Source organism: Streptomyces sp. NPDC087906, assembly GCF_055584925.1.
The window spans coordinates 1-13,663 of the sequence record NZ_JBVJLC010000002.1 but is presented as its reverse complement, the minus strand read 5'-3'; the positions used below and the strand labels follow the sequence as shown (position 1 = coordinate 13,663).

The following is a 13,663-nucleotide window of genomic DNA, read 5'->3' as shown; positions in this document are numbered from 1 at the left end:
CTTCCGCGACCACACCCCCCTCATACCGCCCCGGCTGGTCCCCCCGTTCAGCCGGGGCTTCCTCTTGGCGACAAGCCCGAGGATGACAGCGTCCATCCTCTTTCCCGCCGGTCGGATATCGCTCAAGCAGGCCCGGCTCGGCCTCGCCTGGTGGGGATGTTTGCTGTCTATCTCGGTACCGTCGCAACCTTCGCCATCTGGCTGCGCACATGATCACCCGGACAAGCTCTGAGGGCTGTCCTGCGCGCGCCACCGGCCCACCGCGTGCGCTGCCGTACGCCGGGTCATCCGTATTCCTCCGTTCGCCGCCCGACCGCGCCGTCCGGCCGGACAATGCCTTGGATGGCGGAGCGAGTCGATAATCACGTGGGCGGCGGAGTCGTGCACGGGGCCGTGGTCCAGGCTGGGGTGGTGCACGGCGGAGTGCACCTGCACAGGGCGACGGCAGGCACGCCGCTGCCGCGGCGCTCCGGGCCGTTGGCGGGGCGGGCCGACGACCTCATACGACGAGCGGCGGCAGGCAGTTGCGTGCTGCACGGCACCGCCGGCGTCGGCAAGACCGCGCTGTACACGGTGAGCAGGCCACGTTCGGCCGGCGCGGCACGGTGGTCAGCGCGGCGCATCCCCATCTCGACGTAGTAGAAGTACGCGGCCCCCGGTTCGTTACTGGAGTCCTCGTACGACTTACGCAGCGCCCACTGCCGCACCCGCCCCACGACCGCTTTCGCCGAGAAGCCGGAGCCACAACCGCGTCCGGGCGCCCCTCGGGCGAGGAATGCGGCCCCGCCCTGGTAGCGACTGCGTCGGCCCTCTCAACTCCGGCCAGCCCCCTGACGGCCACCTGCCCGCAAAGGCACCAGGACGACATCTCATGCGCCGGTTGTTCCGTCGATCTGCTCGCGAATGAGATCGGCATGACCGTTGTGACGTGCGTATTCCTGGATCATGTGCACCATGATCCAGCGCAGGGAGACCCCCTGATCGCCCATAAAACCCGCTTCATGTTCGGACAGATGACCGGAATCGTCCAGCGATGCGTCGGCGATCACCTCACGGCCTCGGGCGACCTCGGCTTGCCAGGCAGCCGTCGCCTCGTCGAGCCCTCGGTCCGGCCGGAGCGCATAGCCGTCGACGTTGTTCTCCCCGAACACTGGCGGCACTTCCTGACCTGCGAATACACGCTGGAACCAGTTGCGTTCCACCTCAGCCACGTGCTGAACGAGACCGAGCAGCGTCATCGATGAGGGTGACGCTGCGGCAATCCGTAATTGATCATCCTTGAGGCCCGAACACTTCAAGGCAAGAGTTGCACGGTGAAAGTCCAGCCATGCCTCCAGCATGGCGCGCTCGTCAGCATGCGCGGGTGGGATAGGCCGTCCGTCCGGTGTTGTATTCATCGGCAAACCATGGCAGCAAAAGCCCTGGCCCACGACCGCCTTCGCTGGCGACGTACACGCGTCTCATCCGCTCCTGGGGCGAGCCAGTGACGTCAAAACTCGGTTCTGGCACAGATCTTGGGGAGCCGTCGCGGAGCGTGACATCGCTGTTCGATTGTGAGGGCCTGGCTCGTACGAGACGGCGTACGCCTTATCGCCTGACGACCGGAAGTGACGCTCCCTCAGGTTCAATCCGTTCGCTGCTGTAGTCAGCGGTGGACCGTGATGGTGCTAGTCATGCAGACCGACGCGCTGTTCTGGGACTCGCTGGTGTTCGAGGGGATCGACGAGGTGGAGGTTGAGGCGGTTACGGCCGCGTTCGGCACGGTCGAGGTGGTGGGGAGAGGTCGCGCGGTCGCGGTGGCATGTCCGGACTGCGACCTCCTCTCGGATCGAGTCCACGATCGTTACCAGCGCAGGCTGAAGGACCTCCCGCTCGCTGATCAGTGCTTTGTGATCCGACTGACGGTCAGGCGTTTCATCTGCGGGTCGGAAGACTGCCCGCGCCGGACGTTCGCCGAGCCGTTCTCCCGGCTGGCCGCCCCGTACGCTCGGTTCACCACGCGGCTCAACCGTGCTCTGGAACGGGTGGGTCTCGCCCTGGCGGGGCGGGCCGGAGCTCGGCTGACGGCCCAGCTCGGCTTCGGTGTGGGGCGGATGACCTTGTTACGCAGGGTCATGGCACTGCCCGATCTGCGGTTCAGTACTCCACGGGTGTTGGGCGTGGACGACTTTGCGATCCGTCGCGGCCAGACCTACGCCACGGTCTAGACCAGCGTCGAAGACCGTCGCGTGGTCGATGTGCTCCCGACCCGCGAGGGCGGACCGCTGGCCGCCTGGCTGATCCGCCACCCGGGCGTGGAGATCATCTGCCGGGACCGGGCGGGCGCCTACGCCGAGGGCGGCCGCCGCGGCGCCCCTGATGCTCTGCAGGTCGCTGACCGGTTCCATCTGTGGCAGGGCCTCGGCCGGGCCGTAGAGACCTGCGTCGCCGCCCATCGCGACTGCCTGCGCAACCCGATACCCAGCGGCACGCTGCCGCAGGACACCCCACTGGCTTCCGATCGGACGCAGAACGGCGCGGTGCCGGTCGGCCGGCGAGCCGAGCGAAAGAAGGCCGTACATGCCCTGGTCCACGAGATGCTCACCGAGGGGCACTCACGTCGGGCGATCGCCCGGCACCTGGGCTGGAGCCTCAACACCGTGCTCCGATACGCGAACGCCGCACGTTGGCAGGACACCATGCGCGAGAGCCAGCCCCGGCCCAGCAGGCTGGACCCCTACAAGCCCTTCCTGGAGCGACGCTTCGCCGAGGGATGCACCAGCGTCACCCAACTCCATGGCGAGCTGGTCGCCGAGCAAGCTCCTGTCACCTACGGCATGGTCCGCGCGCACATCGCCACCTTGCGCGGGGTTCCGGCCGAGGCGCCGCCCCGGCCGCCGACGGTGCGGCAGGTGACCGGCTGGCTCACCCGGCACCCCACCGCCCTGACTGAGGAAGACCGGGCCGGCCTGAAGGACGTCCTGGCCCGCTGCCCCGAACTGGACACGGCCGCCAGACATGTCCGCGGCTTCGGCGAGATACTTACCGACCGCCTCGGCTGCACACTCCCCACCTGGATCTACGCGGTCGACGCCAGCCACCTGCCCGGCCTCACCGGCTTTGCACTCCACCTGCTCCGAGACCTCGATGCCGTGACCGCCGGGCTCACTCTCGACTGGAGCTCCGGCAGTATCGAAGGCGCCGTCAACCGCATCAAGAAGATCAAGAGGCAGCTCTACGGCAGGGCAGGGTTCGAACTACTCCGCAAGATGATCCTGCATCAGTGACTCTCCGCGACTGCGACCCCAGATGTTGCGCCAGAAACGCCGTCGGGCCTCAAACGTCAGAAGCGCGGTCCGACAGTGGGATGTGAGACCAAGGCACGGGCCGCGACTTGCAGTTGTCCTTCCCATGCCGCCTCATCGATCCCCAGCGTGTACTCGATGCAGCACGCGCATGGCGGGAGTAGCGCCACGAATGCTTGCTCCTCAGCGGTCTCGACCTCCGTCTCCGACCACTCGTCCGATGCCAACTCGGCGAGATCCACCTCCCCGGCGGTGAATCGCGCAGCCAGCCTGCGCAGCGCGTATCGTCGGGCCACGTGGTGATCGGGCAGCTTGATCCCCAATTCTTTAAGAGCCTGCTCGAATGTGCCACGGATGTCCCGGGGGTCCGCATGACTCGGCAGACCAGCGAGCTCGCACAAGGCCGGCGTGTCCATTCCGATTGCGAGTGCCTGGGCAGCGGTCATCGGCAGGTCTTCCGGACACACCTGATCCGCCTGATACAGCCACGCTGCCTCCAGCAGGGGCGGATAAGCGCTGCGGACAGGGCGGTCAGTCTCGGATGTGTCGTCTATCGCTGCCATGATTCATACGATGCCAGCATGGCTCGCGAGAGTGCCCGGAAATTTCGACTGTCCCGGCAAACCGCCCTGCGGGCTGACCCAACTCGTGCTGCCCCGGCGACACTCCGCGACGGCTCCCCAAGATCTGTGCCAGAACCCAAAACTCGCTGACATTGATCTTGCTGAGGCACACGAGGTGACTCCCGGAAGCACCTCCAAATGACTCCCCAACGAAATGACACAGCCAACCTGCCTTCGGCTACGTCGTCGAGGGCGCGGTCCGCTTCAAACTCGAAGGCGAGCCCGAGCGCGTCGTCGAGGCCGGCGGGACGTTCTGGGAGCCCGGTGGCGACGCGATCCACTACCAGGACGGCAACGCGCTGCCGGACGCGCCCACCCGGTTCGTGGTGACCATGATGTGCGCGCCCGGCAAGCCCATGCTCGAACTCGTCGAAGAGGAGGAGCCGACCCGGCGGGCCCACCTGCGCGCACCGTGCCCCGTCACTGACGAGTCCCCGCGGCTCACGGCCACGCCGGCTTCCCGCACGCCGTCGTGGCCCAGGGGGGCATCCCCGCAGTCACATGACTGATGTTTACCACTGCGCCCCCAGCCGACAGTGTGACCGAAAAGTGTCAGTACGGTCTGCGTCGCAGACCGCCGTCAGTTCAACACGAGCGGGGACAGCGGGATGACGCGTCGGGTCTCGCTGGGGCCGACAACAGGCTGGACAGCTCACTTCTTCGTACGGCGCCCAGCCGGGCGTGCGCCGCCTAGTGACCCCGCACGGCGGCGTCAAGCACCTTTGTCTGGGCGGCGATGAGGTCAGAGGGTAGCTTCGCGGGCTTTCTGGGCCGATCGGCGATCGACTTGTAGACCGCCACCGTCGATCCATGGCGTTTCACCAGCACACTGACCGCGACCCTCAGAGGGTCGGAATCGGCATTCATGACCATGGTGAGACCGAAGGCGACACTGTTCTCACCTTGCGCCGGACCGTCGAGGCCTTTGACGTCTTCGTAGGCGACGGTCGGCAGATCCACTGTGTAGGCCGTGCAGGTGCGCAGCGCGGTCCGCAGGTCGGTAAGGACCCGCACAGCATCGGTCGGCCGGTACGACACCAGCGTGAGGATCGCGGAATGCCCCGGCGTGCCCGCCGCGCGCTGCACACTGCCGATGGGTGCGTATCCACTGGCCCCCTCAAGCGTATTGCGGACCGGAGCGCAGACGGCAGGGTGCGTGATCGAGCTGGGGAAGGCCTTGACGACGCCGTTGCCGAGCCCGTCCGTGCCCTCTCCGATCTCGTTCGCCGTGACGCCAGGGAGGTCGTGCTCGTCCACCACGGCGTCCTCAAGCTGAGCTTGCGTCAACACCGCAGCCTGCGGGGTCTGTTGTCGACTGCCCGGCTGCTTCGCCGCTACGGCACCACTGCCACCCCCATCATGCCCACCCGCACAACCCGCACCCGCCAGGCCGACGAACACCAGCCCCACAGCGGCCATACGTCTTCGCACACTGTTCTTGCTCACGTTTCCTCCCCTTGATCACTTGGTAGGGAGGAACGATACGACAGGGGGCAACGTCGAGGATCTGCCACGGCGCCGTGCGTACCGGCCGCGCCGGGCCGAGCCGTGGCAGATCCTGACGTCCCATCAGATCAGCGCGGACCGATGACCTCAGGGACCGGGCGTTCGGCGCCACCCGTCGGGTGGTTGCGTACGACCGGGTCGCCGGTCGCGGTCCCGGGTCACCAGGGTCGACGAATCGCCGCCGTCCAGGTTCGCGATGTGCGGGACAGCGCTGAGACAGAGCTGCGCTGCCGCGCTGGGATCGGATGCAGTGCGTGCTACCTGCAACCTCAGCAACCCGGCCAGCACGGCAGAATCGACCGCTTCCTCAATGATCTCGTCCATAGCGAACTCACCGGTGGCCACCAGCTCGTACAGCAAGTCGGCGGCCTCCGGGGAGCTCAGCCACCGCGCGGCGAACTCGTCGTCGGCGCTCGCCAGGTCGATCGCAGCGGATTGCTCCACCGTCGGGAGGGGCACGCTGCCCTCGTCGGACGGGCCGGTCTGCTCGGCGAGATCCTGGGCAGCGGCCACAGCGCACCGCGCGGCGTACGTGCGCCGAGAGTCTTCCCGCTCCCGCGCCACGGCTGTCGGCCACCGGGCGTCATCTTCGGAGCGGGCCAGGTCGAGCAGAGGGGCGGCTGTGAGACTGACCTGGATGCACGGCAACAGCGCCACCTCGACGGCCTCTTATTCGGCCGGTACACCGCGCCCGCTGCTTCGGCACAGGCACCGATCAACGTGGTCAGAGCGGCGATCAACCGTGCGTTGCGGCGCCGATGAGCGGGCAGTTCCATACGGTCCGGCGTCGTAGTCACCTCCGCACTATGCACGGCCACACCCGCCGCGCGACCACTTTCGGCGAGAAACCGGACCCACCAGGCGCGTCCGGGGTGCGCATCGGGCGAGGGATGCGGCCCCGCCTGGTAGCGCCTGCGACGACCCCCTCAACTCCGGCCAGCCCCCTGACAGTCACCCGCCCGCAAAGGCACCAGGACGACGATCCGTCACTCGAACGTCTGGCTGAGCACCCACCACGCCCAGACCACTACGCCGGCAGGAATGACCACGGCCAGTGAGCCGAGTGCGACACCGGCTCGGGCGCGGCGGCGGTCCACCGTTTCGTCCCCGCGGGCGGACCGCAGCTCCGCCAGGCCGGAGACGATCGCCCAGATCCCGACGGGCACGACGAAGTACATGGGGAGGTAGCGGATCATGGGTGTGTCGAGGGGCAGCCACGGCCATCCGAGTATCCCGACGGCGACGATCCCCAGGGCCAGGGACCAGGAGCCGACCCGACGCTGTTCGGGGTCGGTCGGGCGGCGTGCTCGCAGGGACTGTAGGGAGTTCATGTCCGCGAGCGTAGGGAAGGCGGGGGCTCCCGCACCTGAGCCCGGCTACTCAGCCCGAGCTGGGTATCCATGGTCTGCCGCACGTCGAAGGCGAAGCCAGCTCCACGCTCGGGCGGGCTGAAGGATTGGGCACGATCGGCCCTTCGGTACCTGACGAGCTTCGGTGCCTGGCCTGCCCTCCCCCGGGGAGGCGGGGAGGGACGGCCAGGGGTGACGGCAGCGAACTGGCTGCCGCGCCCCCGAACCTAGACCCGAAAGCCAGGGCGCGCGGCCACTCTCGACGAAACACCCCCGCGCGGGAGATCCCGAACGGGGGTCTGGAGTCGGCGGAGCATCGGCTTCGAGGTGATGGGCCCCCGACATCATCCAGGATGGCAGCTGATCGTCCGTTGCTCCCCGGAGCGGTCACGGACGCTGACCAGAGGTCGCCGAGTCAGCACGGTTTCACCCACCAGACGGGGGTCCAGTCGAGATACCCGTGCTGTCCCGAGTCAGCAAAGCCGGAAGAACCACCGTCAGCTTCGTACCACTATGCCCACCGACCGTTTCGATCACACTTAGGACCAACGCCGGCTGCCTGACCGTGGTCTTCTTCGCGGCCGTTCCCTTCGAGGCGGTCTCCTTGGCCAGTGGCCCTACGGGTTGGGCGGTGTGGCCCGCGTGCGAGTGGTCCCGCCGTCGGATTACGGCGGCGGGACCATAGAAACGCAGCGGCCAGTCTGGTCTGTGTGTATCCTCAGGCCGCGTCCTACGGGTGGGCGGTGCGGCTCACTCAAGCAGTTCGGCGTTGACGGTGATGTTCTTGACGCCGGCCAGCGCCTTGCTCACGGGGCAGTTCTCCTTGGCGTTCTTGGCCGCGATCTGGAAAGCGGATTCGTCCAGGTCAGGAACGTGTGCCCTGACCTTCAACGCGATACCGGTGATAGCGGTGCCGGGCTCCCAGGTGACGTCGGCCCTGGTCTCCAGGCTGGCCACAGATTTTCCCGCCTGGGCCAGGCTGTGCGCGAGCGCCATGGAGTAACAGGAGGCTTGGGCGGCGAATCAGTTCCTCAGGCTGGTCTTGCCGTTCGCCTGCTCTGCACGGGCAGGCCAGGACACCTCGAACGTGCCGACGCCGGAGGAGTCGAGGCTCACGGTCCCTGAGCCGTCCAGAAGAGCACCGTGCCACTGCGTCGTCGCGGTTCGGGTCGTCGCCATGATCTCTCCAAAATGTGTGAAATCGAGGTGTAGTTGGGCTCTTGCGTCAGAGCTGCCCATGTCCGGCCCCGACAATCCACCCGTCCGAATGAAACCGCCCGCCGCTGCCTCCAAGGAGGCCACGAAGAGGACACCCCCCCATGGGCCGCCGGATTGCCCGGGCCGGTGACCGGCGGCTGCGACTTCGGCGCGGATGGCCGGTCGCGCGGGAAACCGACCCGGAGGACCTGGCGTACATCGAGCCCACCTGACCGAGCGCATCAACTGGTTCGGCGAGTACTCCACGTACGAGCTCGGCATCCAGTCCGACGTATACGACCCCCGACGTCGACTTCACCCCGCTACGCGAGCAGGGTCTGACGGCCGCCGGCCCCGAACTGGCCACGTGCCCCCGGGAGAGCCAATAGGATGGGCGGCTCCAGTCTCGTCATGAAAACGAGGGTCACGATGCGTGTAATGATTGGCCTAGGTTTGACTGGCGCGATTATCGCCTACGTCTTATTCGGCTGGATCGGAATGGGCACCTATATTGCCTGGATCCCGGGATCACTTGCCATTTTTTTCTGTTACTACTTCCATGGCTCGCCATTTACTACGTGCGATGGAGTGTGCTTCCCTCCCGCAGGTGTCGGAGGGTCGCCAAGGCTCACAATGCCGTCAGTCAGATCAAAGTAAGCGCACTCTCCGCGTCGGAGGTTATCATTCATGATTTTGGCGCAATCCGTCATCGAGACAGTGCCGAAAGAGCGCGCCCCCGAGTTGACTATGACGGCAGGTCGGCGGACGAGATTGGGGCGCTGCTCAACAAGCAGCTTTATATGATCATTACCCCCCAAAAGGTCGAACTGTGGCAACGCGTCAGATCCTCTTACGGCATTGTCGCAACGCTTGACAGGCAGCAGATCCGCAAGATCCGGGCGATCGACGACGAGGCAGATAAGATCTCTCTTCGGAATTCGGAGGCGACGCATCTACGGGGGGCAGCGGCCTGGAACTCCGGTTCAAGAATGGCAGCTACGTCAGCATTTCGCGCACCTGGATGGGAACCTAGGAATAAGGTCCCCATCGATCGGCGTACGGCCACTGGAGCGGAGAACCGCGGAGCATCACGCCGGACCCGGACAGCAACGTAGCTCGCGTCCCGTCGCCCTACTGGCAGTGCTCGGGCGGGCCCGGCACGGCGAAGTACCGCCGCAGTGTCCTCTACCGCAGACTGACGGTGTGAGCGCTCCCTGTGGAGCGGTCAGGACATAGCCCCGGCAGACACCGTGGAAGGGCAAGTCCGCGATCGAATCTGCGATCGGATCTCCTGGAGAGGTCTCCCGCGCGGCGAGCGCGTGCGCGGTTCCAGCACCTCCGGGATGATGGCTCCCGTCCTGCCCGATCACGTCCTCGAAGCCGCACACAGGCCCGGTGGAGGGCCGCTGTTCGGCGATCCAGTCTGGGACTTCCAGGGGTTCTTGCCGCGCAGCGCTGGCGGACGCACGATCGTGAGCGGCAGTCGCGGCCCGGATGGCGGGTCCGTACGGAGCGTCGTACACAGGAGTGACCGCACTGAGCGTCGGGAGGCGAGCGCGTGTTGCGTCCGGTGGTGGAGCCGATGCTGGCCAGCGCGGTCGATGTTCTGCCCGGCCCGGCCGCGTTCGGCCGTGTCGCCGCCGAGCTGAAGTTCGACGGTTTCCGGACCCTGCTGTTCACCGCGGCGAGCACGGGCGGCCCGGTCCTGGTCCAGTCCCGGCACGGCACCCTGCTCCAGGACGCCTTCCCCGACCTGGTGGCGGCAGCCCGTGAACAACTGCCCGAGGGACTGGTCCTCGACGGCGAACTGCTCGCCCTCGACGGAAAGGAGCTGTCGTTCGCGGCGCTGCAGCGACGTGCCACCGCCGGGGCCCGAGCTGCCCGTACGCTCGCTGCCGAGCTGCCTGCCTACTACATCGCCTTCGACGTCCTCCAGCTCGACGGCGAGAAGGCACTGTTGAACCGCCCCTACAGCGAGCGACGGAGCCTTCTGGAGAATCTGTTCGCCGAGCGGGTGCTGACGGCGCCGTGGACTCTGTGCCCGATGACGCGAGAGCGTGCGGTGGCGCAGGAGTGGCTGCGGGACTGGATCGAGATCCCCGGTCTCGAGGGGGTCGTGCTCAAGCCGGTCGACGGACGGTACACGCCGGGCAGGATCGGCGGCTGGTCGAAGATCCGGCGCAGGGACACGGCCGAGGCGATCGTCGGCGCGGTCACCGGCACGCTCGCCCGGCCGCAGGTCCTCGTCCTGGGCCGGTACGACACCCACGGCGTGCTGCGGTCGGTGGGCCGCACGACGACGCTGCGAACCGAGCAAGCCCGCGAGCTTGCAGGCCGCCTGACTCCAGCGGGCCCCGACCATTCTTGGACCGGGGTGCGGTTCACCACCGTATGGGGCCGTGAGCCCGTCACCCCGATCCTGGTCGAACCTGACCTCGTCGCGGAGATCAGCGCAGACACCGCCGTCGACCGCGGGGTTTACCGGCATCCGGTGCGTCTGGTCCGGATCCGAGACGAATTGCATCCCCTGCAACCTGAGCCGCTCCCCGATCCGGACGAAACCGAAGGTCGTCAACCTGACAACGATCCGAGTGACGGCCGCTGACCTGCTCCGCGAATGGGCGACGCCTACAGGCCGAGGTCCTGGGCGGCGAGTTCGGTGCCGCGCAGGCGGGCCTCGATCTTGGCGAAGGCCGTGTCCCGTGAGGTGGAGGTGTCGTCGGCGAAGGGGGCGAAGCCGGCGTCGTCGCAGGTGCCCAGCTGGTCGAGCGGGATGTGGCGGGCGGCCTCCAGGACGCGGTCGCGTACCTCCTCCGGGGTCTCGATGCGGGGGTCGATCGGGTCGGTAACGCCGACGAACGCGCGTGCCCCGGAGGGCAGTTGGGCGGCGGCGGTCTTCAGGACGCGCTCGCGGTCGGGCTCGCCGGCCAGGGCGAGGTAGAAGTTGCCGACCGTGAGGTGGAACAGCCTGGGCAGCAGTTCGGTGTAGTCGACGTCGAGGCTGTGGGTGGAGTCCTGGTCGGCTCCGGGGTCGGTGTGCACGCCGATGCGGGCCTGCTCGTCGGCGGTGAACCGGCCCAGGACGTTGTTGTTGAGGGCGACGAAGTCGTCGAGGAGAGTGCCGGAGGGGTCGAGCTTCAACGACAGCCGGCCCTCGGTGAAGTCCAGCTGCACGCGGTGGGCGCCCGCGTCGAGGCATCCGCGGATCTCGGCCTCGGCCTCGTCGGCGAGGTCGGCGAGGAACGCCTCGCGGGAGTATCCGGCGATGCCGCCGGCCGGGTAGAGCAGGCTGAGGGCCGAGGGTGCGACCACGGCCTGCTTGACGGGGAGGTCGGTGCGGGTGCGGGCGGCGCGGAGGTAGGTGTCGGCCCGCACCTGGTAGCGGAACGGTCCGTCGGTCAGGACCGGCAGTTGCCGGGTGTGCCCGTCGGCGAACGGGATGACGGCGCCGTCGGTGCCGAGGCCCGCCAGGCCGGTGAGGGGGTAGGTGAGCGAACTCGGCTTGTGCTGGTCACCGTCGACCAGAACCGGGCTGCCCAGCTCCGCCAGCCGGGACAGGGTGTTCGCGACGGCGTCGTCCTGGACGCGCGCCAACTCCGCCTCGCTCAGTCGCTCTTGGGCATGGTCGTTGTACGCCTGCACCAGTGCGTGCGGACGGGGAAGGCTGCCGATCGGCTCGGTAGGAATGCTCATGATCCGCACTCTAGAAGACACCGGCATACCCCCAGAACGGGCGTGAAACCCGCCCGATGACGCCGCACCCCCCGATTCCCGGGCCTACCGACGGGACGTCACCACAACTCATGGAACACGAGGTTCACCCGATCGAGCCGCTGGGCCCTCGAAGAAGGCCACGGCCAAGAGGACCGCGAAGAAGCCGCCCGCCAAGAGGGCTTCTCCGGCGCAGCACATAACGCGTGCCCCGGCACAGCGCTGGTGGTCGGCCGTTCCTGGCCACCCACATTTGGGTGACGTGACCTCCGGTACGAATGGTCACCGGGGGGGGCGGGAGTTGTCGCTCGGCCGTGACCGTGGCCCCGGCGAGCGTGCCGTGAAGAACCGGCACGGCCAACGCCCTTGAGAGTCCGTTCTCGGTGCGCCGATGTCCTCGGGCCGGGCGTGCGCCGTGTGGGTGGCGTGACGGCGGTGCCGGGCGTGGACGCGTGGTGGTGTGAGGGTTGGCTGTCCGGGTTCGTCCCACCCTCTGAAGTGGAACGAGGACCCTCTTTGCGTAGTCCCCTCGTCTCAGCGGCGGTCGCCGTCGTCGCGGTGATCGCTCTGTCCCCGCTCAGCCCGGCCTCGGCCGCCTCCGCGCCCGATGTCGGTGACATCGTCTGCAACGGCGGCTCGCTCAACGTGCAGTTCAACCCCGGCATCACGTTCACCGAGAACACGGTGCGGGTCTCCGCCAACGGCGACGTGGGCATCTGCTCCTCCCGCAAGTACCTGAAGATCACCGGTGGCAGTATCCGGATCGAAGCCTCCCTCACCGCAGCCTGACGGCACCCACGCCGCGGCCAGAGCAACAGATCGCACGACCGACGGTCCGCTCCATGCGCCGGCCGCCACAGGACGGTCGTCCCACCTACTTGCTTCTGGGAGTGCCCGCCCACCGTCCGATCACAGCGCAGAGGATCGTGAACAAGCTGCGAAAACACGGCCTGCAAGTCATCAGCGCCCGCAACACCGCCATGCTCGAAGCCGTGGCCGACCTTCCTACCATCGTGATCAGTGACCTCTTCGGCGTCAGCGCTTCCAGCGCTCACAGGTGGGCTCGGTTCGCCCCAGGACAGATGGACGGACTACCTCGCTGCCTGCCAGGCCACTGAAGAGGCTTCTTCGCGCCCTTTGCTGACGTTCCGAGGGACCGATCCGGCACTACTGTGCTGGCGAGACGACTGGTCTGGCAGGGGCAACGGGGATGATGGACGAACCATTGATGGCACTGGCCGCGGTAGGCGGGACCGCGGTGGTGCAAGCCGCAGGAACAGACGCATGGCGAGGGTTTCAGCGTTCACTGGCCCGCTGGATTGGCCGGGGTAACGAGCAGGTTGAACTGGAGCGCCTGGACCAAACTGCGTCCGCTTTGGAGACCGCAGCGACGGCAGAGGTTGAGCAGGTACGCGCCCGTCAGCAGGCCATGTGGCAGGCCCGTATCGAAATGGCACTCGAAAGGCTGAGCGACACCGAGCGTGCGCAGGCCGCCGGAGATCTTCGCGAGCTGCTGGCCCCATACGTCTCTCCAGGCGGAGAGGCTGTCGGCGGCAACGTGGACATCAGGGCTGAGCATGGCTCAGTCGCAGCTCGCGGCACCGGAGATGTGAACCTAGGCCGCCCCGTCGTCGGGCACACCTCTCCTGGGCCGGAGAACGATCCGGACGACGACTGGCCGCAGGAGTCCTGATCCGTGGGTGACATTGCCAAGGGCGTCCTTGGGGGCGGATGGGCGCCGGTCGTCGGCTGGGTACTGCCCACCGCACTCAATCTCGCGGTTTTCTTCCTTATTGTCGCCCCCAGTCTGCGGCGGACCGCCGCCGCGATGTCTACACGCCCGCCGGGCATCTTGTTCTGATCGCCGGACAGGACAAGGTGCCCGGACGGGGAGAAGAGCCTGGCCCTGTTCTTCGTCGAGGTGGTCTTGTTTTGTCAGGCTGGCAGGGCGATCACAGGGCGAGCATGAGTTTGCCGCCGGGGCGGCGGGATT

Annotated in this window: 11 protein-coding genes and 3 pseudogenes; 7 read left to right on the top strand and 7 right to left on the bottom strand. The window is 67.4% G+C overall.

Annotation, left to right across the window (positions count from 1 at the left end; all coding sequences use genetic code 11):
- The first annotated feature begins 342 nt into the window (after positions 1-342).
- A complete protein-coding gene (locus ACZ63I_RS05395; RefSeq protein WP_469335611.1) occupies positions 343-639 on the top strand; it encodes a hypothetical protein in 297 nt (98 codons plus the stop codon).
- Positions 640-869: 230 nt separating this feature from the next.
- On the opposite strand, the gene ACZ63I_RS05390 is transcribed toward ACZ63I_RS05395, so the two are convergent.
- On the bottom strand, positions 870-1,397 hold the full coding sequence (locus tag ACZ63I_RS05390; RefSeq protein ID WP_469335609.1) for a DinB family protein: 528 nt from the start codon (positions 1,395-1,397) through the stop codon (positions 870-872).
- Positions 1,398-1,673: 276 nt separating this feature from the next.
- Between ACZ63I_RS05390 and ACZ63I_RS05385 the strand changes: the two genes are divergently transcribed.
- Together ACZ63I_RS05385 and ACZ63I_RS05380 are read left to right on the top strand one after the other, a co-directional pair.
- Complete coding sequence (locus tag ACZ63I_RS05385) at positions 1,674-2,207, top strand: transposase family protein (RefSeq protein ID WP_469335607.1); 534 nt, start codon at positions 1,674-1,676, stop codon at positions 2,205-2,207.
- A gap of 21 nt (positions 2,208-2,228) precedes the next feature.
- Complete coding sequence (locus ACZ63I_RS05380) at positions 2,229-3,266, top strand: ISL3 family transposase (RefSeq protein WP_469335605.1); 1,038 nt, start codon at positions 2,229-2,231, stop codon at positions 3,264-3,266.
- A gap of 56 nt (positions 3,267-3,322) precedes the next feature.
- On the opposite strand, the gene ACZ63I_RS05375 is transcribed toward ACZ63I_RS05380, so the two are convergent.
- Positions 3,323-3,847, bottom strand: coding sequence for a hypothetical protein (locus ACZ63I_RS05375; RefSeq protein ID WP_469335603.1), 525 nt, complete (start codon positions 3,845-3,847; stop codon positions 3,323-3,325).
- A gap of 218 nt (positions 3,848-4,065) precedes the next feature.
- Here ACZ63I_RS05375 and ACZ63I_RS05370 point away from each other — a divergent pair.
- A pseudogene (locus ACZ63I_RS05370) lies at positions 4,066-4,326 on the top strand (cupin domain-containing protein); the annotation flags it as partial.
- 271 nt (positions 4,327-4,597) lie between these two features.
- Here ACZ63I_RS05370 and ACZ63I_RS05365 read toward each other — a convergent pair.
- The 4 genes and pseudogenes from ACZ63I_RS05365 to ACZ63I_RS05350 all read right to left on the bottom strand — a co-directional run bounded on the left by ACZ63I_RS05365 (position 4,598) and on the right by ACZ63I_RS05350 (position 7,941).
- Positions 4,598-5,353, bottom strand: a complete 756-nt coding sequence (locus ACZ63I_RS05365) for a hypothetical protein (protein ID WP_469335602.1) — start codon at positions 5,351-5,353, stop codon at positions 4,598-4,600.
- A gap of 128 nt (positions 5,354-5,481) precedes the next feature.
- Positions 5,482-5,605: pseudogene (locus ACZ63I_RS05360) on the bottom strand (phosphodiester glycosidase family protein); the annotation flags it as partial.
- A gap of 794 nt (positions 5,606-6,399) precedes the next feature.
- Positions 6,400-6,744 carry a hypothetical protein gene (locus ACZ63I_RS05355; RefSeq protein WP_469335600.1) on the bottom strand — a complete coding sequence of 115 codons (345 nt, stop codon included), beginning with the start codon at positions 6,742-6,744 and terminating at the stop codon, positions 6,400-6,402.
- A gap of 768 nt (positions 6,745-7,512) precedes the next feature.
- Positions 7,513-7,941, bottom strand: a pseudogene (locus ACZ63I_RS05350) (OsmC family peroxiredoxin).
- 1,576 nt (positions 7,942-9,517) lie between these two features.
- On the opposite strand from ACZ63I_RS05350, the gene ACZ63I_RS05345 reads away from it, so the two are divergent.
- Positions 9,518-10,564, top strand: coding sequence for an ATP-dependent DNA ligase (locus ACZ63I_RS05345; RefSeq protein ID WP_469335598.1), 1,047 nt, complete (start codon positions 9,518-9,520; stop codon positions 10,562-10,564).
- A 23-nt stretch (positions 10,565-10,587) separates the two neighbouring features.
- On the opposite strand, the gene ACZ63I_RS05340 is transcribed toward ACZ63I_RS05345, so the two are convergent.
- Positions 10,588-11,652 (bottom strand): cobalamin-independent methionine synthase II family protein, encoded by a 1,065-nt coding sequence (locus tag ACZ63I_RS05340; protein WP_469335596.1) that lies wholly within the window; start codon positions 11,650-11,652, stop codon positions 10,588-10,590.
- Positions 11,653-12,186: 534 nt separating this feature from the next.
- Between ACZ63I_RS05340 and ACZ63I_RS05335 the strand changes: the two genes are divergently transcribed.
- Positions 12,187-12,459 (top strand): hypothetical protein, encoded by a 273-nt coding sequence (locus tag ACZ63I_RS05335; RefSeq protein ID WP_469335595.1) that lies wholly within the window; start codon positions 12,187-12,189, stop codon positions 12,457-12,459.
- Between the two features lie 421 nt (positions 12,460-12,880).
- A complete protein-coding gene (locus ACZ63I_RS05330; RefSeq protein ID WP_469335593.1) occupies positions 12,881-13,363 on the top strand; it encodes a hypothetical protein in 483 nt (160 codons plus the stop codon).
- Positions 13,364-13,663 lie beyond the last annotated feature (300 nt).